This window comes from Herbaspirillum sp. FG34 (genome assembly GCF_057809315.1).
Window position 1 is genome coordinate 67,955 of record NZ_JBMDJS010000013.1, and the last position, 16,918, is coordinate 84,872.

The following is a 16,918-nucleotide window of genomic DNA, read 5'->3' on the forward strand; positions in this document are numbered from 1 at the left end:
ATAGGCGGTTTCGTTTCCACAGATACAGATAGCCTACATGCGTCGTCCCGCCAAACGTTCCTCCTCCAAGCTTTCTGCCGACAGCCAGCATCTGGTGACCTTTGCGCAGGCCATCGCGCAGGCCTCCAGCCGGCTCGAAGAGCGCGCCTGGCTCAATCCCCTGGACGCCCTGCTCAACAAGCTGCTGCGCACCGGCCACCAGGGCTTGATCGATGCGGCCCTGGATCACCTCTTCAAGGCCGACCTGGATGCCTACGACGTGCTGATCGAAGCCGTCGAGGCCGGCAGTGAATCCACCTCGCTGGAACACGACGGCCAGCAATACGACGTGCAGCTGCTGGTGCTGCCGGTACTGGCCTGGACCCGCTTTGCCATCGCCTCCGGCCCCATCGGCAGCGAGCTGCTGGCGGCCATCGGCGCCCACCTGCACGCCCATGTGCTGGCCAAGGATGCCCGTCTGGCGCTGGCGCCGACCCTGTTCTCCATCGAACAGCTGCCGCGCATGCACGCCGACGTCTTCGCCCTGACCCGCCAGATGGGCCAGACCGCCTTGAAGACCGGTCCGGTACAACTGCGCGGCGAACAGCCGCCCACCGCCGCCTTCCTGGCCGATACCCGCTATGTGATTGCGGCCGTGGTGGTGCCGGCCGGCGGCCCCCTGTTCCACTGGCAGGAAAGCGAACAACAGAGCCATTTCTCGGCCAGGAAGGCGGCAGCCTCCGAGGCCTGGACCCAGCAGGCCACACCGCTCTTCACGCGCCTGCTACCCGGCTGCAGCGTCGAACTGCTGCTGCCGCAAGCCTATTTCTTCGGCTGCCGCGAGGCCGACAAGCGCATCCGCCCGGCCTCCATCCGCGCCGCCGACTATTTCCTGACTCAGACCCTGGACATCTCCTCTGCCGAACTGCATGCCAGCATCGGTGGCTTCTCCGAGGACATCAATGGTCAGATCGATGAATACCGCATCGGCTTTTCCATCGGCGGCGATCCGACCGTAGTCTATGGGACCGTCTGGCCGCTGTATGAGCAGGAAAGCGGTGAAGAACTGCCCATGATCATCCCCGCCGGCGCCGGCCTGCTGGAGGGCATGCCCGCCAGTCCGCTGCAGCAGATCCTCACGGTGCTGCGCGAATGCGGCATCGTGCACATCAAGCATCATGCAGAACGCTTCACCATGGAGTTTTGCGACGACTGCGGCGCACCGCTCTTCCCTGATCGGGAAGGTGAACTGGTGCACGCGGAAATGCCGGAAGATACGCCTCCTCCGGTCGAGCACTTTCACTGAGAGATGAAGCAAAGTGCTGCTGCCGGGCAGCACGCGCGGCGCCGGACATCGCCGGCCTGCACAAAGCTTCACAGGCGCCGGACAGCGCCCATAAAAAAGGCATCCACCACAGGGCGGATGCCTTTTTCTCTTCTGTATCGGGCTATCGTGCCCGCTTTTCCTGCGCGACCGAATGACGACGGACGTCAGATCCGGCCTGCGTCTCCTCCGGATCCTCTGCGACCTGCCTGAGCAGCCTCAGTGACTCAGGCTGCCAGCTTTTCGATCAGACCCATCTCGGCGCTGGACATCAGCTTGTCGATGTCCACCAGGATCAGCATGCGCTGTTCCAGGGTACCCAGACCGATCAGGTAATCGGAATCGAAGGTGGTACCCATCTCCGGTGCCGGCTTGATCTGTTCCTGGGTCAGCGTGATGACGTCGGAGACGCTGTCGACCACCATGCCCACGACGCGACCGCCGATGTTCAAGATGATGACCACGGTGAACTGGTCATAAGTCGGCTCGCCCAGCTGGAACTTGATGCGCATGTCCACGATGGGCACGATGATGCCGCGCAGGTTCACGACGCCCTTGATGAAGTCGGGCGAATTGGCGATGCGGGTCACGGCTTCGTAGCCGCGGATTTCCTGAACCTTCAGAATATCGATGCCGTATTCTTCCTTGCCCAGGGTGAAGGCGAGAAACTCGTTTCCGTTGCTGTCGGTCTTGTCGCCGAAGCCGGAAAGATTCTTGGTTGCAGTGTCAGACATGTTGAGGCCCTTTAAATATCAGGAAAATACAGATTCGTCATTCAGTTGGCGGCTGGATCGCAGCAAGGCTGCCACATCGACAATCAGGGCGACGCCGCCGTCGCCCAGAATGGTAGCACCGGAAATGCCAGCAACTTTCCGATAGTTGGATTCCAGGTTCTTCACAACGATTTGCTGTTGTCCGATCAGGTCATCCACGAAAAGTGCCGCCTTTTTCCCATCTGACTCCAAAATGACCACCAATCCTTGCGAGGGATCGGTGAATGAAGGTTCGATGTTGAAAATCTGATACAGCGGGATCAGCGGCAGATATTCGCCACGTACACGCAGCACCTTGCCCTGACCGGAAATTTCCTTGATATCTTGCGGCAAAGGCTGCAAAGATTCAACCACATATCCTAGCGGCAATATGTAAACTTCTTCACCGATGCGAATCGACATCCCGTCCAGGATCGCCAGCGTCAGCGGCAGCGAGATTGAAATCGTGGTGCCGAAACCCTTGCTGGAGCGAATATCCACCGCGCCGCCCATGGCCAGGATGTTGCGTTTGACCACGTCCATGCCCACGCCGCGGCCGGACACGTCGGTGACCTGCTCGGCGGTGGAGAAGCCCGGTTCGAAGATCAGTTGCCACACTTCGGCGTCGGTCAGGCTGTCGGTCACCGGCATGCCCTGCTGCTTGGCCTTGGCCAGGATCTTGTCGCGGTTCAGGCCGCCACCGTCGTCGGTAACTTCAATGATGATGTTGCCGCCCTGGTGCTCGGCCGACAGGGACAGCACACCGGCCTCGCCCTTGCCGGCAGCGCGCCGGGCCTCGGGCTGTTCGATGCCGTGGTCGATGCTGTTACGTACCAGGTGGGTGAGCGGATCGACGATGCGCTCGATCAAGCCCTTGTCCAGCTCGGTGGCCGCGCCGTGGGTGACGAACTCGACCTGCTTGCCCAGCTTGTGCGCCAGGTCGCGCACCATGCGCGGGAAGCGCGAGAAGACGTAATCCATCGGCATCATGCGGATCGACATCACCGATTCCTGCAGATCCCGCGTATTGCGGCTCAACTGGCTCACGCTGTTGAGCAGGTGTTCATGGTGCATCGGGTCGAGCTTGCCCACGCGCTGCTCGATCATGGCCTGGGTAATCACCAGTTCGCCGACCAGGTTGATGAGCTGGTCGACCTTTTCGATGCTGACCCGGATGGAGGAGGACTCCTGGCCGGTGCCGCCCTTGGCCGCCCTCTTTTCGCCGCCATGGTCGCCCTGCAGATGACCATCGTCGTGATGGCCATTGCCGTTGCCATTACCGTTACCGGCACCACCCGCATGGGCCTCGCCATCGGCCTTCTTGGCGCTGATGTCCAGGGGCACGAAGGGCGCGAAGAAACCGTAGCCCTGCTCGCGCTCCTTGTCCTCGATGGCGGTGTGATTGTCGAAGAAACCGTAACCCTGGGTGCGTTCACGCTCTTCCTGGGTGACGAAATTGTCGAAGAAGCCATAGCCGCGCTCTTCGTCGCTGCTCTTGGCGGTTTCGACGGCCTGCGAAATCTTCAGGTCGGCGACATTGACGATGAAGGCACAGATGGCGACCACGTCATCGATCGGTTCAGCCGTATCCAGAATGAAGATCCACTTGCCCTCGGGCGATTTGGACTTCTCCAGCTTGCCCAGCATGGAGAGCTCGTCGGCCAGGGCTTCGGCATCCTTGTCGGCGATCTCGGGCATGTCCAGGCGGTAGCGGCGCACGCCGCCCGGACCGACCACGACCGCAGCGCCCGCCTCCGCCTTGGGAGCGGCGCTGGAACTCTTGCCCTGCGACAGGGCTTCGAGCAGCATGCGCACGTCGCCGACCGCATCCTGATCGACCTCGGCGCCGTGCTTGTGGCCGTCCAGCATGGACTTGAGCACGTCCTTGGCCGCCAGGAAGGCATCTACGTGCTCCGAGGTCAGCTTCATCTGGCCCTGGCGGATGCGGTCCAGCAGCGACTCCAGGACGTGCGTGACTTCGGCAATATCGGTCAGGCCGAAGGTGGACGAACCACCCTTGATCGAATGCGCGGCACGAAACACCGCATTGAGGTCTTCCGGATCGGGAGACGCCACATTGACGGCCAACAACAGCTTTTCCATTTCCGCGAGGCCTTCCTCGGCCTCGTCGAAAAAGACCTGGAAAAACTGGCTCATATCAATGCTCATGCCTGGGCTCCATGCTGGATGCTGTACGTATCTTCTTGTTATCCCGGCAAGATCAGCCGATCACCTTGCGCACCACCTCGGTCAGGCGCTGCGGATCGAAGGGCTTGACCAGCCAGCCATTGGCACCGGCGGCCTTGCCCTTGGCCTTCATCTCGTCGCTGAATTCGGTGGTCAGCATCAGGATGGGCACGCGCGCATAGCTGGTCAGCTCGCGCAGGGAGCGGATCAGGGTCAGGCCGTCCATGCGCGGCATGTTCTGGTCGGTCAGGACCAGGTCGAAGGTATGCGTCTTGGCCTTTTCCAGCGCGTCCACCCCGTCGACCGCCTCGGTCACGTTGTAACCCGCAGCTTTCAGACTGAATACCACCATCTGACGCAGTGACCCGGAATCATCTACTGCGAGAATCGTTTTGGACATCGTTACTCCCTGTTTCTTCAATAAGGCTCATGCGCGTATGTATTATGCCGCACCCTTGGCCACCCACCTATCGTCCCGCCAAGGCCGGAATGACCTAGTTCAATCTTGTACCACTCAGCCAGCCACCGCTCAGAACAGCTCGATATCGCCACTTTCCATGCGGGTCTGGCGCACCGCCTTCCACAGTCCGGTGTCGAGCACGTTCAAGCGCTCCTCCATGACCTGTACCGTGCTGGCCAGCAGTTCCTTGACCTCTTCATCGGTCTGGCCCTGCTCGGGCACGATCTCGAAACTGTTTGCACTGAGCACGCCCAGCGCTTCACGCAGGCCGATCACGCGGCGCACGATGCGCTCGAGCAGCTGGCTGGTCATGTCCTGGAACTGCAAGCCGGTCACCGCCGCGTTGACGTGATGGCTGACCTCTGCCTGGGTGGCCTTGAGCTGCTCGATGCTCTGGCCGTCGAAATGACCGGTGCCGTTCATCAGCCCTTCCAGGATGGTCTGCTGCAACTGTACCGAGCGATGCAGTTCCATGAAGCTGTTGCCCAGCTTGCCTATGGCTTCGCCCAGCAGAATGTTGGTCTGGACCAGGTCCGACTCCACTTCCGTCAGTTGGCGGCTGCCGCCGCTGGCAGTATCGAGCAACAAGCGCTTGAGCTCCTGCAGCATGGTCTTGGTCGGCATATCCGGCTCTCTTCCCCTGTTCAAATGGAACACTTCTGCTTCATTGGCAAACCCCGCGCACAACCGCGCAGGCCTGGCACCTGCGCTCAGTTCTTGGCCGGCGCACTGAGCCCCTGCTGCACGTCTTCGCCGCTGGCGTCGGTGGGCACGTTCAACGAGCCACTGTCCTTTTCCACCAGTTCCTCTGCCTTCTTGTTCATGACGATGATGCTGATGCGACGATTGATCGGGTTGAAGGGATCTTCCTTGTCCAGCAGCACCGCCGAGGACAGACCCACCACCCGCAGCACCTTCGATTCATCCATGCCGCCGATGATCAGTTCGCGTCGCGAGGCGTTGGCGCGGTCAGCCGACAGCTCCCAGTTGCTGTAGCCCTTCTCCCCCTGCGAATAGGGCGTGGCATCGGTGTGACCGGACAGGCTGATCTTGTTGGGCACATCGTTGAGCGTGCGACCGATCTCGTGCAGGATTTCCTTGGTATAGGGCTGCAACTGGGCACTGGCCAGGGCAAACATGGGACGGTTCTTCTCGTCGACGATCTGGATGCGCAAGCCTTCGGAGGTGATGTCGATCAACAGCTGATTCTTGAACTGCTTGAGGGTCGGATTGGAATCGATGGCCTTTTCGATCCGCGCTTTCAACTCTTCCAGGCGGCTACGCTCGGCGCGCTCCAGCTCCTGCTGCGCCTGCTTGAGGTTCTGCTTGCGCGAGACCACATCGTTTTCACCCTTGCGCAGCTGGCCGTCCTGGCGGGTCAGATCCTTGCCGCCCCCCGGCAACACGGTGTTGGCGTCACCGCTGCCGGAACCACCGGCCATGGCCACCTTCAGCGGGGTCTTGAAGTATTCGGCAATACCGTTCAGGTCCCCCTTGGCGGTCGACCCCAGCAGCCACATGAGCAGGAAGAAGGCCATCATCGCCGTCACGAAGTCGGCGTACGCAATCTTCCAGGCGCCACCGTGGTGACCCCCGCCGCCTTTCTTGATGCGTTTGACGATAATGGGACGTAGACCTTCGTCGGCCATGCCTGTGCTCCTGCTTCAATACTGATGTCTGTGTGAATCGCCCTGCAAGCTGATCTCCCCGGACCAGCCTGGCAGCCTTACTTGCCCTTGGCCTGCTTGACGTGCTCTTCCAGTTCGAGGAAGGTCGGACGCTCGGTCGAGAACAGGACCTTGCGGCCGAATTCGATCGACAGGGCCGGCGCATAGCCATTGAGGCTGGCCAGCAGGGTCACCTTCACGCACTGGTAGATCTTGGTCGATTCGTGCAGCTTCTGTTCCAGCAGGCTGGAGAGCGGGCCCACGAAACCGTAGGCCAGCAGAATACCGAGGAAGGTACCGACCAGCGCGTGCGCGATCAGCATGCCCAGCTCGGAGGGCGGGATACCCACCGATTCCATGGTGTGCACCACGCCCATGACCGCTGCCACGATACCGAAGGCCGGCATGCCGTCGCCCAGCTTGGCGATGCAGTGCACCGGAATTTCGCCCTCGTGGTGGTGGGTCTCGATTTCGTTGTCCATCAGGTTTTCGATCTGGAACGCATCCATGTTGCCCGAGACCATCAGACGCAGGTAATCGGTCATGAATTCGATCAGGTGATGGTCCGCCAGCACGCCCGGGTACTTGCTGAAGATGGGGCTGCTCTCGGGCTCTTCGATATCGCCTTCGATCGACATCAGACCTTCCTTGCGGGATTTGGTCAGGATTTCGAACAGCAGCGCCATCAGTTCCATGTACAGCGCCTTGGTATAGGCACTGCCCTTGAAGACGGTGGGCAAGGCCTTCAGGGTCGCCTTGATCGCCTTGCCGTTGTTACCGACCAGGAAAGCGCCCCCTGCAGCACCGCCGATCATGAGCAGCTCGATTGGCTGGAACAGTGCCCCCAGGTGGCCCCCTGCCATGGCAAAGCCGCCGAAGACGGACGCCATGACCACGATATATCCAATGATGACTAACAAGTGCCTACTCCCGTCCCTGTGGCGTTGAGTGTATTTTCACGTTCATCAGATTACAGGTATTCCAATCAAGCAAATGAGGGAATACATATCCGAAAAACGCCCTTCCTTTTTGATTTACGGCTGAATTGGCACAAACTTGATACGTCGCGTCTCGCAGCCGCTGCCAAGGGCCTGCGCGGCTCCCAGCCCTCACATGCGCCACCCGTGCAGCACCCTGCCGCCGTCCTCGGGGGCGACCACGACATCAGGTGTAGCACCGGGAATATGAAACTCATAGCTCAGAAGCAGCGTCCCCGGCCGCATCTCGGCGCGCGCCTTGTGCCACAGCGCCTCCATCGCCGCCGGTGACAGGTAGGCGAACACCACGTCGTAATCACCGAAATCGAGCCGCAGGTAGTCGCCGCGCACGAAACGGCAGCGATCACCTGCCAGCATCGCGCGCACCCGGCTGACCAGCCAAGGCAGGGGCGCGATCTCGATACCGGTGAATTCGCTCTCGGGGCGGCGGCGCGACAGATCCAGCACGGCGCCGCCCAGGCCGCTGCCGATATCCATGAAGCGGATCGGCTGCCCCTCCGGCAGCAGGCCGGCCACCGCATCCCAGGCGCGCTGCCCGGAAGGATAGAACGGCACCTGGCTGCGGAAGGTCGACCAGAACAACACCAGCATGAACAGGAATACCGCCAGGAATACCCACGGCGGCACGTGCAGCTGCGCCACACCCAATGCGGCCACCGGGAACACCAGCAGGATCAGCCACCACCATATGGCCATGCGGCACAGACGCGCCAGCAGCGCGGCCATCACGCCATGCAGCAGGGCAGTCTGGAGGGGGGAAAGAGGAGCAAGACCGGCGCGCTGAAAAAGCACATCCAGCACATTGGCGCCGACCAGGGCCAACGCCAACAGCAGCAGGGCCCGCAGCGCCGGCGCCTGCCACCAGGGCCTGCGACCGGCGGCGGGGTGATTCTCAGGTTCGGACATCGAGGCAATCGGCCTTATTCTTTTTTGGTTGAACACCCTGGCCCATTACCGCCTCGCTGCAGACCTGCAGCAAGGCATTGGTACATCCCTGCTCCGGCTCAGGCCACAGCGGCCAGGACCGACGTGGCGACCAGGGGCGCGGCAGCAGCCACCGGCAGGGCAGCCTCGGCCAGACCCATGGTGACGGCATCCTTGGCCTTCTTGGTCTTGCCGGCCCGCGACGGCATGTGGCACAGACCGCACAGGTAATCCTGGTGCAGGTCCAGACGATGCACGACGAAATGGCCATTGCACTTGCAGCAGGGCGTGGTCATGAGCATCTTGCTTTCGAAGAAGCGCACCAGCGTCCAGGCGCGGGTCAGCGAGAGCACGGGTTCGCCGGCATCGTTGTAGCCAACCTGCTCCAGGTAGAGCTTGTAGGCCTTCATGACGGCTTCGATGCCATTGATGCGGGCGTGCTCCACCAGATAGCGATGGATATTGATGAACAGCGACGAATGGATATTGGGCTGCCAGGTGATGAACCAGTCCGTGGAGAACGGCAGCATGCCCTTGGGCGGCGAGACGCCCTTCAATTCCTTGTACAGCTTCAGCAGACGCTCGCGCGAGAGTGAAGTTTCGGATTCCAGCAACTGGAGGCGCGCCCCCAGATTGATCAGTTCGATGGCCAGCTGAATTTCCTGCGCCTCTGTGACAACGCTCTTCTTAGCCATGGTGCTACCCCCCGGTGATTTCGTAATAAGTCTGCCTGACCCCGACTCGCGTGCCGCCGGCAAGCGAACTCTCAGGCATGAATGCAAGACACAAACTTGATAAAGCGTTGAACGTCTTCCCCTCCGGCGCGTTGACTTCCCCTGGACACGCCGGCCCTGCCTTGTCTTGTTGTTTTACGAAATTTGTTCGCTGGGCTGACAGGCCATCAGAATGGCCGCATGCGACTGCGCCAGGCTTTTGTCCTTGTTGTAGTTGGTCAGCATGCCGAGGATGGCACCATCGTCGAAACGGAAACGCGTCAACATCATGTTGGTCGCCGCCAGTTTCATGATCTGCACATTGGACAGACCTTCGATCAGATCGGCAATCTCGGCGCTGATGCCCAGACGGAAGATTGCGGTCGGCTTGTCCGAACGGATCATTTGCTGCGCCAGCATGAGATAGCTCAGGTTGGCATCGCGGATCTCCGCCATCATGTCGTTGGTATTCATTTGCACCCCACCTCGGTATGAGAACTTCCTACGGCTCGCGCTCAGGCTGCGTCGAGCTGCTTACAATCGCTTACATTTACTTGACTGCAAGCCAATTCTGAGGGGGGCAGGACAGGCGGGAAATTAGACTTGGTCGGTATTTTTAGACGGAGAACACCCGGTTCAACTTGTAGGAGTTCGTCTTACACGAGGGCGGGATATGCGTGAAGTTTTCTGCGTTGGATACGAGAGAGTCAGGATGCTTGCGACTTCCCGCTCCTATCAGGGATTTCCTGATCAAAAGGTTTCTTGCCTGAAATGACAACAGAAACTTGTCTTAAAAGAAACTAAATAAGTTGTAAATCTTCGAGGATTTCTCCCTGATTGTTGCTGGAGGGCGACTAGCTCATCCACATTTCTTCTCATATTGAGGGATTCAACTGTAGTTTGCTTCAGCTTCCCGACTAAGAAAACTTGCAGTTATTTACCTGCCTTGATGATTTTTGCGCAACATCTTCACAGGAAAAACCAACGTATCGAGAATGGCTACCATTCTATGACGGTGGGCCAGGCCTCAAAACGATAAACAGATGCGCCATTTACCTTTATTCAATTTCTGGCAGGCAAACTGAACCTTGGCGCAGGGGTGACCGGGCCGCTCGCCTGCGGCCGGTGCGGGGATGGCAGGCGAGCAGGCAGCTTACAACCGGGCCAGGGCCTGTCCGATATCGGCGATCAGGTCATCCGGTGCTTCCAGCCCGATGTTGAAGCGCACCAGCACGCCGTCGCGCTGCCACTGGTGGCGCATGCCGCGCATCCGGTACGGCACGCACAGGCTGTGGGCACCGCCCCAGCTGTAGCCGATCTTGAAGAGCTGCAGGCTGTCGACGAAGCGGTCGGTTTGCTCTTCGCTGTAACGGGGATCGAAGATCACCGAGAACAGCCCCCCTGCCCCGGTGAAATCGCGCTTCCAGTGGGCGTGTCCGGGGCAATCCTCGAAGGCGGGATGGAGTACGGCGACGATTTCCGGACGTTGCTTGAGCCAGGCCGCCACCTTGCGCGCAGCGGCATCGTGCGCCTCGAAGCGCAGGCGCATCGAGGACAGGCTGCGCAGCACCATATAGACATCGTCCATGCCCACGCCGAAGCCCAGGCGCATGTGGGCCAGTTCCAGTTTTTCGTTGAGGGCCTGGTCGCGCACGATGACCGCGCCCATCAGCACGTCCGAACCGCCGGACTGGTACTTGGTGACAGCCTGCATGACGATGTCCGCGCCATGCTCGAAGGCCTTGAAGGCGATGCCGGCCGACCAGGTATTGTCGATGGCCACCAGCACGCCCTTGTCATGGGCGGCACGGCACAGGGCCGGGATGTCGGGCACCTCCATGGAGACTGAACCGGGTGCCTCGGTCCACACCAGGCGCGTATTGGGCTGGATCAGCGCGGACAGGCCAGCGCCGATCATCGGGTCATAGAAGCGCGCCGTGATCTGGAAATCGCGTTCCAGCCACTGGCCCAGATCCTTGCTGGGTCCGTAGACGTTATCGGGCAGCAGCACGTCGTCGCCGCTCTTGAGAAAGGCGAAATTGACCATGGCGATGGCCGCCAGGCCGCTGGGGGTGACACGGCAATAAGTGCCGCCCTCGATCTCGGCCAGCCGGGCTTCGAGCACGAAGCTGGTCGGCGTGCCATGCAGGCCGTAGGTGTAGCCGAGCTTTTCACGCCAGTCGCGTGAACGCATGGCCGCCACGTTGGGGAACAGCACGGTGGAAGCGTGATGGATACCGACCGGGAAGGCCTCGAAACCGTCGGGAGCACGGTAGCGACTATGGACCAGTGCGGTCTGCGGATCGAGCGGAAGGGAGGATGCGGGGAACGTTGCGTTGGAATCGGACACGGATCTGCCTCAGGAAACGATGGCGCCCCGGGGGCGGGGCGCAAAAGTCTCACTATACGCGCAGCTTGTTCACATCGAAAGCAAGAGCATGGGCCGCAGGCCCGCTGGCGACGGCGATGCTTGCGCAAGAGGCTGAACCAAGCTTCATATCACCTTTTCAGCGCCCCTGTCCGGCGCTGTCCGTGGGCGGGGCAATCAGGGCAACTGCAGCGCAAAGGGCTTGTTGATGCTGCCATCGGCATTGGACCAGGTACCGGTGATGGACTGGCCCTGGCGGTGCCCTTCCCATTGGCCGGAGACGTCCTTGCCGTTGACGGATTCTTCCATCAGCAGATCGTCGCCGTCGACCTCACCGGCCACCAGAATCTCGGGCGAACCGCCGAAGAAGAAATAACGCCCTTCCAGGCCATCCTCGTTCTTCTTGGGTTGCAGCGAAAGCTGGATCTGGCGCCCGTCGATCTGGCCGCGCAGCACCACGGCGTGCGTCATCAGGGTCTGCCGCAGCGAGCCTTCCGAGGCATTGGCGACCGGCCCGGAGGAAGCCGCCAGAGCCGGCAGGAGCGCGCTGGCGCTGCACAGCACCAGTGCCGCCAGCAGGGGGCGGCGCATCGGCAGTACGTGCATCACTCGGCGGCACCCCAGAGGTCGTGGGCATCGGCGGCGGTGATGCGCACGTCGACGAACTGGCCGACTTCCAGCTTGCGGTGCGGTTCGAAGGGTGGTTTTACGTAGACCACGCCATCGATCTCGGGCGCATCCGAATAGGTGCGGCCGGTACCGCCGTTGCGGTCCACTTCATCGATAAGCACGCGCAGGGTCTTGCCGACCTTGGCTTGCAGACGCTTTTTGGAGATGTCTTCCTGCAGCTGCATGACGCGGCCACGGCGCTCTTCGCGCACTTCTTCGGGCACCGGATTGGCGATCTCGTTGGCGGTGGCGCCTTCCACCGGGGAATAGGCGAAGCAGCCCAGGCGGTCGATCTCGGCTTCCTTGAGGAAGTCCAGCAGGTACTCGAATTCAGCCTCGGTTTCGCCGGGGAAGCCGGCGATGAAGGTGGAGCGGATCGTAATATCCGGGCACAGCGCGCGCCAGGCCTGGATACGCTCGATGTTCTTCTCGCCATTGGCGGGACGCTTCATGCGCTTGAGCACGTCCGGGTGGGCGTGTTGCAGCGGCACGTCCAGGTAGGGCAGGATCTTGCCTTCGGCCATCAGCGGGATGATCTGGTCCACGTGCGGGTACGGGTAGACGTAGTGCAGACGCACCCAGGCGCCATATTGCTGTGCCAGCTCGCCGAGGGCACCGACCAGTTGGGTCATGTGGGTCTTGATGGGCTTGCCGTTCCAGAAACCGGTACGGAACTTCACATCCACGCCATAGGCGCTGGTGTCCTGCGAGATCACCAGCAATTCCTTCACGCCGGCCTTGAAGAGGTTCTCGGCTTCGAGCATGACATCGGCGATGGGGCGCGAGACCAGATCCCCGCGCATGGAGGGGATGATGCAGAAGCTGCAGCGATGGTTGCAGCCTTCCGAAATCTTCAGGTAGGCGAAATGCTTGGGGGTCAGCTTGACGCCCTGCGGCGGCACCAGGTCGATGAAGGGCGCATGCGGCTTGGGCAGGTGCTTGTGCACGGCCTGCATGACTTCGCCCACGGCGTGTGGGCCGGTCACTTCGAGGACCTTGGGGTGGATCTTCTGGATGATGTCGTCGCCGTCGGCATCCTTCTTGGCGCCGAGACAGCCGGTGACGATGACCTTGCCGTTTTCGTTCAGGGCTTCGCCGATGGCGTCCAGCGATTCCTGCACGGCAGCGTCGATGAAACCGCAGGTATTGACGATCACCAGATCGGCGCCGTCATAGGACTTGGCGGTATCGTAGCCTTCGGCGCGCAGCTGGGTCAGGATCTGTTCGGAATCGACCAGTGCCTTGGGGCAGCCGAGGGAGACGAAACCGACCTTGGGCAGGGCCGGAGTGGCGGGGGAAGACGGGTTGGACATGGCAGATGGCTCAGTGAGGCGGGCCGGAAACGGCCGACAATACGGGAAAAAGCAAAAAATGCTTTAAAAATCAGGGCGCTATTGTACAACGTCCACTGCCGGGCGCTTGCTTTTGACGGTTTCGGGTGTACTTCGGGTGGGATCGCAACCGTCTCGGTCGCCTGACTGGTACTTGGCGAGAATGTGAGCTAACAGCAATTCGACATGCCAATCAGAAGTTGGATGCAATCTCTACAGCCTGCTGCTCCGCACGCTGCCTGGTCTGCTCGAAGTCAGGATTGACCACGGTAGGCGCAAAGTGAATTTGCTGAATATCCTCCACGCCAACGAACTTCAGCCAGTCGGTCAGATAGGGCGTACTGAAATCGGATCCGAAGTTCACCGGAATACGATGGTGATAGACACCACTGGCATGTATGATGCAAGCCTTTTTATTCTTCAGAAGGCCGCTGTATCCCTTCTCAAGATCGAAGCCAAATGCCCAGCCCGGCTGGGTAACGACGTCAATGAACTGCTTGAGAATATAGGGCAGGCCGTTGTTCCAGAGGGGTACGTTGATCACGTAGGCATCGGCAGAAGCAAACCGCTCAAACACTTCCCTGATGCCGGCCCATGCGCGTTTTTGTTCGGTGGTCGCCTCTGCGCCGGTAAACAGGGCCATCTTCGCACTGACGGCTAGCTCCCCGAACTCCGGCAGTTTTCCGGAGAACAAATCGAAGCGATCAACTTCAATGGCCTTGCGCTTTTTCAGTTCGCACAGAAACACTTCCGCGAGCTGCAACGAACGGCTGTCTGTACTGCGAGACGACGAATTGATATGCAGAATCTTCATGCTGTAGGTCCTCCTTGAGTTAAGTTTTTTAACTCTAAAGCAAGGATTTCCCTGAAGGAATTCCCAAAAATCAGCCTTCCTCTGTGCATAAATACCCATATGAATAGCTTGCAATGGGACGATGTTCGATATTTCCTGACCTTAAGCCGCGAAGGTAGCCTGTCCGCCTCAGCCAGATTGCTCGAAGTCGAACACTCAACGGTAGCGCGCCGCGTAGGCAATCTTGAAAAGACGCTCAAGGTCAAATTGTTTGACCGCTTGGCACGTGGATGGGTATTGACCAGGGAAGGCGTGGAACTGTCCAGGCAGGCAGAGTCGCTGGAAATGGAAATGCTCTCGCTGTGGCGTACGGCGTTAGCTAACACCACGCTGTCAGGCACGGTGCGTCTGTCGGCGCCGCCGATCCTGATGAGCGACTTTCTGGTTCCCAGATTGTCGTCTTTTCAGGAGAAATACCGGGAGATCGAGCTGGAGCTGATCGGCGAGAGTCGCGGCGCCGACCTGAGTCGCCGAGAAGCGGATATCGCATTACGCATGAGCGAACCAAAGAGTCCGCAACTGGTGGCACGTCTGTTGTGCAATGTGAACTACAAGCTCTATGGGGTACCGGCATGGCTGGAGAGACCGGAATCCGAGCGTTCATTCATCGGGCTCGACCTGAGGAGCGGCTGCTGGCAAAAGATCTGGCTGGAAAAATATGTAAGCCCACGCAGTTACGCGCTAAGGACCAACGACATTCGCGCCATGTACCACGCCGCATTGTCCGGGATCGGCATGGCGCTCTTGCCGCGATTCATGGTGACAGAAGACAGTCGGCTTGTGTCCATACCGATGCCGAAGTCCCCGCCGCCCTGCCCCTTGTACCTCGTCATGCATTCCGACGTACGCAGAGCACCACGCATCCGCGCGACGGCTGACTTTCTGATCGACCTGGTGCAGTCGCACGCCCACAACTTCTGAGCGGTCCAGTCAGCCTGCGGGGAGGAGAAAGAACCGCTTATTTCTTCTGATCCGGCGGCGTACCCGGCGCACCAAAGGGGAAGGTACCAAACATGTTCTTGGTCTGACTCTGCATCTGCTCCTGCATCTGGATGAACAGGTTCTTGCTCTGTTCGATGTAGTTGCTCATCATGCCCTGCATCATCGGACCTTGTACGTTCATGAACTGCGTCCACATCTCGGGGCTGAAGGGCTTGCCTTCGTAGAAGCCCTTGGAGTTCTCGGCCAGCTTGTTCTGGATGTCGATGAAGGTCTGGATGTTCTTTTCCAGGTAGTTGCCCATCATGCCCTGCATGGCATGGCCGTAGTAACGGATGATCTGCGACAGCGCGCCGCTGGAGAACATCGGCACGCCATGCGACTCTTCTTCCAGGATGATCTGCAACAGAATGCTGCGGGTCAGGTCGTCGCCGCTCTTGGCGTCGACCACGGTGAATTCTTCATTGTCCAGCACCAGTTGCTTGACGTCGGTCAGCGTGATGTAGGAACTGGTCTGGGTATCGTACAGACGGCGGTTGGGATATTTCTTGATCAAGCGATCTGCCGAATTTTTTGCAGTAGTCATCTGAAGTCCAGTCTCTCTCTCATTGCAGCCGTCTTGCCGGCCTTGGTTTGCAGCGGTGCGGGTGGCTTCGATGCGGTCCTCACCCGCGGGCGTCCGGGACATTGTGCTGTCCTCTCCTTGCTTCTTCTCTCTTCTACTGTGTGCCACCTGCTTTTTGCAGGGCAGCAACGCAAGCCATTATAGGGGCGAAGAGCGGCAAAAGGGGAGCCCTGACGTGCCAGACTGACAAAATCCCAGCCCGTGACACACGTAAAAACGGCCACGCATGCGGCACTGCCGCGCACGTGGCCGTCGAAGACGGCATCAGCCCATGTACAGGCCGCCGTTGAGCGAGAAGTCCGAACCGGTGGCGTACCCGCCCTCAGACGAGGCGATCCAGGCGACGATGGAGGCGATTTCCTCCGGCTCACCCAGGCGCTTGACGGGAATACCGGAGACGATCTTCTCCAGCACTTCCGGACGGATGGCGCGCACCATGTCGGTCCCGATATAGCCCGGCGAGACGGTGTTGACCGTCACGCCCTTGGTCGCCACTTCCTGCGCCAGCGCCATGGTGAAGCCGTGGATGCCGGCCTTGGCGGTGGAGTAGTTGGTCTGGCCGAACTGGCCCTTCTGGCCATTGACCGAGGAGATATTGATGATGCGACCAAAACCGCGCTCGCACATGCCCTCGATGACCTGCTTGGTAACGTTGAAGAGCGAATTCAGGTTGGTGTCGATGACCGCATCCCAGTCGCCCTTGCTCATCTTGCGGAACTGGCCGTCGCGGGTGATGCCGGCGTTGTTGACCAGCACGTCCACTTCGCCGATCTCGGCGCGCACTTTCTCGAAGGCGGCCTTGGTCGATTCCCAGTCCGAGACGTTGCCTTCGGATGCGTGGATGTCATAGCCCTGGCCGCGCATGGTCGCCAGCCAGGAATCCTTGCGGGTGGAATTGGGACCGCAGCCGGCCACCACGGTGTAGCCGTCCTTGCACAGACGGGTGCAGATGGCGGTTCCGATGCCGCCCATGCCGCCGGTCACATATGCGATACGCTTGCTCATTATGCTGCCTCCTATAGGGATGGTGATTTATTGGGGTAAGCCCTGCTCCCCTCTTTCGCGTCTGCTTTGCGCCGCATTGGTGGAGGCCCTTCGCGCGAAGGGCGCTCCTTTGTCTTGTCAGGCC

17 protein-coding genes are annotated in these 16,918 nt (G+C 60.2%); 2 read left to right on the plus strand and 15 right to left on the minus strand.

Translation table 11 applies throughout. The features are described from left to right. Positions 1-37: 37 nt before the first annotated feature. Positions 38-1,285, plus strand: coding sequence for a DUF2863 family protein (locus tag ACODSZ_RS16565; protein ID WP_175344329.1), 1,248 nt, complete (start codon positions 38-40; stop codon positions 1,283-1,285). A 245-nt stretch (positions 1,286-1,530) separates the two neighbouring features. Here the strand turns inward: ACODSZ_RS16565 and ACODSZ_RS16570 are convergent, their stop codons facing one another. From ACODSZ_RS16570 to ACODSZ_RS16630, 13 genes are all read right to left on the minus strand, one after another. Continuing rightward, a complete protein-coding gene (locus ACODSZ_RS16570) occupies positions 1,531-2,037 on the minus strand; it encodes a chemotaxis protein CheW (protein ID WP_008329969.1) in 507 nt (168 codons plus the stop codon). Positions 2,038-2,055: 18 nt separating this feature from the next. Next, the gene (gene cheA / locus ACODSZ_RS16575; RefSeq protein ID WP_175344330.1) at positions 2,056-4,224 is read right to left on the minus strand and encodes a chemotaxis protein CheA; all 2,169 of its coding nucleotides are present in this window, start codon (positions 4,222-4,224) and stop codon (positions 2,056-2,058) included. Between the two features lie 52 nt (positions 4,225-4,276). After that, a complete protein-coding gene (locus tag ACODSZ_RS16580) occupies positions 4,277-4,642 on the minus strand; it encodes a response regulator (RefSeq protein ID WP_006463269.1) in 366 nt (121 codons plus the stop codon). A 129-nt stretch (positions 4,643-4,771) separates the two neighbouring features. Then, complete coding sequence (locus tag ACODSZ_RS16585; RefSeq protein WP_008329972.1) at positions 4,772-5,326, minus strand: hypothetical protein; 555 nt, start codon at positions 5,324-5,326, stop codon at positions 4,772-4,774. Positions 5,327-5,412: 86 nt separating this feature from the next. After that, positions 5,413-6,351 (minus strand): flagellar motor protein MotB, encoded by a 939-nt coding sequence (gene motB, locus ACODSZ_RS16590; protein WP_008329973.1) that lies wholly within the window; start codon positions 6,349-6,351, stop codon positions 5,413-5,415. 77 nt (positions 6,352-6,428) lie between these two features. Then, positions 6,429-7,289 carry a flagellar motor stator protein MotA gene (gene motA, locus ACODSZ_RS16595; protein ID WP_008329974.1) on the minus strand — a complete coding sequence of 287 codons (861 nt, stop codon included), beginning with the start codon at positions 7,287-7,289 and terminating at the stop codon, positions 6,429-6,431. Positions 7,290-7,478: 189 nt separating this feature from the next. Then, positions 7,479-8,273, minus strand: a complete 795-nt coding sequence (locus tag ACODSZ_RS16600; protein WP_241821968.1) for a class I SAM-dependent methyltransferase — start codon at positions 8,271-8,273, stop codon at positions 7,479-7,481. Positions 8,274-8,371: 98 nt separating this feature from the next. Continuing rightward, positions 8,372-8,986 (minus strand): flagellar transcriptional regulator FlhC, encoded by a 615-nt coding sequence (gene flhC, locus ACODSZ_RS16605; RefSeq protein WP_008329989.1) that lies wholly within the window; start codon positions 8,984-8,986, stop codon positions 8,372-8,374. A 174-nt stretch (positions 8,987-9,160) separates the two neighbouring features. After that, positions 9,161-9,478 carry a flagellar transcriptional regulator FlhD gene (gene flhD / locus ACODSZ_RS16610; RefSeq protein WP_008329990.1) on the minus strand — a complete coding sequence of 106 codons (318 nt, stop codon included), beginning with the start codon at positions 9,476-9,478 and terminating at the stop codon, positions 9,161-9,163. A gap of 679 nt (positions 9,479-10,157) precedes the next feature. Further along, a complete protein-coding gene (locus ACODSZ_RS16615; RefSeq protein ID WP_488928071.1) occupies positions 10,158-11,354 on the minus strand; it encodes a cystathionine beta-lyase in 1,197 nt (398 codons plus the stop codon). A gap of 195 nt (positions 11,355-11,549) precedes the next feature. Beyond that, the gene (locus ACODSZ_RS16620) at positions 11,550-11,963 is read right to left on the minus strand and encodes a hypothetical protein (protein ID WP_488928072.1); all 414 of its coding nucleotides are present in this window, start codon (positions 11,961-11,963) and stop codon (positions 11,550-11,552) included. 14 nt (positions 11,964-11,977) lie between these two features. Continuing rightward, positions 11,978-13,354: a 30S ribosomal protein S12 methylthiotransferase RimO gene (gene rimO, locus ACODSZ_RS16625; protein WP_008329993.1), complete on the minus strand. Its 1,377-nt coding sequence runs from the start codon at positions 13,352-13,354 to the stop codon at positions 11,978-11,980. Positions 13,355-13,565: 211 nt separating this feature from the next. After that, on the minus strand, positions 13,566-14,186 hold the full coding sequence (locus ACODSZ_RS16630) for an FMN-dependent NADH-azoreductase (protein ID WP_488928073.1): 621 nt from the start codon (positions 14,184-14,186) through the stop codon (positions 13,566-13,568). Positions 14,187-14,285: 99 nt separating this feature from the next. On the opposite strand from ACODSZ_RS16630, the gene ACODSZ_RS16635 reads away from it, so the two are divergent. Next, on the plus strand, positions 14,286-15,146 hold the full coding sequence (locus tag ACODSZ_RS16635) for a LysR family transcriptional regulator (RefSeq protein ID WP_488928074.1): 861 nt from the start codon (positions 14,286-14,288) through the stop codon (positions 15,144-15,146). Positions 15,147-15,183: 37 nt separating this feature from the next. Here the strand turns inward: ACODSZ_RS16635 and phaR are convergent, their stop codons facing one another. Together phaR and ACODSZ_RS16645 are read right to left on the minus strand one after the other, a co-directional pair. Further along, positions 15,184-15,750: a polyhydroxyalkanoate synthesis repressor PhaR gene (gene phaR, locus ACODSZ_RS16640; protein ID WP_008329998.1), complete on the minus strand. Its 567-nt coding sequence runs from the start codon at positions 15,748-15,750 to the stop codon at positions 15,184-15,186. 303 nt (positions 15,751-16,053) lie between these two features. After that, on the minus strand, positions 16,054-16,794 hold the full coding sequence (locus ACODSZ_RS16645; protein WP_008330001.1) for a 3-ketoacyl-ACP reductase: 741 nt from the start codon (positions 16,792-16,794) through the stop codon (positions 16,054-16,056). Positions 16,795-16,918: the final 124 nt, after the last annotated feature.

What these genes read in the sequence shown, in the direction of transcription:
- phaR (WP_008329998.1), bottom strand. Translation starts at nt 15,750, where the DNA reads ATGACTACTGCAAAAAATTCGGCAGATCGCTTGATCAAGAAATATCCC.
- flhC (WP_008329989.1), bottom strand. Translation starts at nt 8,986, where the DNA reads ATGGCTAAGAAGAGCGTTGTCACAGAGGCGCAGGAAATTCAGCTGGCC.
- ACODSZ_RS16630 (WP_488928073.1), bottom strand. Translation starts at nt 14,186, where the DNA reads ATGAAGATTCTGCATATCAATTCGTCGTCTCGCAGTACAGACAGCCGT.
- ACODSZ_RS16620 (WP_488928072.1), bottom strand. Translation starts at nt 11,963, where the DNA reads ATGCGCCGCCCCCTGCTGGCGGCACTGGTGCTGTGCAGCGCCAGCGCG.
- ACODSZ_RS16645 (WP_008330001.1), bottom strand. Translation starts at nt 16,794, where the DNA reads ATGAGCAAGCGTATCGCATATGTGACCGGCGGCATGGGCGGCATCGGA.
- ACODSZ_RS16585 (WP_008329972.1), bottom strand. Translation starts at nt 5,326, where the DNA reads ATGCCGACCAAGACCATGCTGCAGGAGCTCAAGCGCTTGTTGCTCGAT.
- ACODSZ_RS16635 (WP_488928074.1), top strand. Translation starts at nt 14,286, where the DNA reads ATGAATAGCTTGCAATGGGACGATGTTCGATATTTCCTGACCTTAAGC.
- motB (WP_008329973.1), bottom strand. Translation starts at nt 6,351, where the DNA reads ATGGCCGACGAAGGTCTACGTCCCATTATCGTCAAACGCATCAAGAAA.
- ACODSZ_RS16565 (WP_175344329.1), top strand. Translation starts at nt 38, where the DNA reads ATGCGTCGTCCCGCCAAACGTTCCTCCTCCAAGCTTTCTGCCGACAGC.
- ACODSZ_RS16570 (WP_008329969.1), bottom strand. Translation starts at nt 2,037, where the DNA reads ATGTCTGACACTGCAACCAAGAATCTTTCCGGCTTCGGCGACAAGACC.
- ACODSZ_RS16600 (WP_241821968.1), bottom strand. Translation starts at nt 8,273, where the DNA reads ATGTCCGAACCTGAGAATCACCCCGCCGCCGGTCGCAGGCCCTGGTGG.
- cheA (WP_175344330.1), bottom strand. Translation starts at nt 4,224, where the DNA reads ATGAGCATTGATATGAGCCAGTTTTTCCAGGTCTTTTTCGACGAGGCC.
- rimO (WP_008329993.1), bottom strand. Translation starts at nt 13,354, where the DNA reads ATGTCCAACCCGTCTTCCCCCGCCACTCCGGCCCTGCCCAAGGTCGGT.
- flhD (WP_008329990.1), bottom strand. Translation starts at nt 9,478, where the DNA reads ATGAATACCAACGACATGATGGCGGAGATCCGCGATGCCAACCTGAGC.
- ACODSZ_RS16580 (WP_006463269.1), bottom strand. Translation starts at nt 4,642, where the DNA reads ATGTCCAAAACGATTCTCGCAGTAGATGATTCCGGGTCACTGCGTCAG.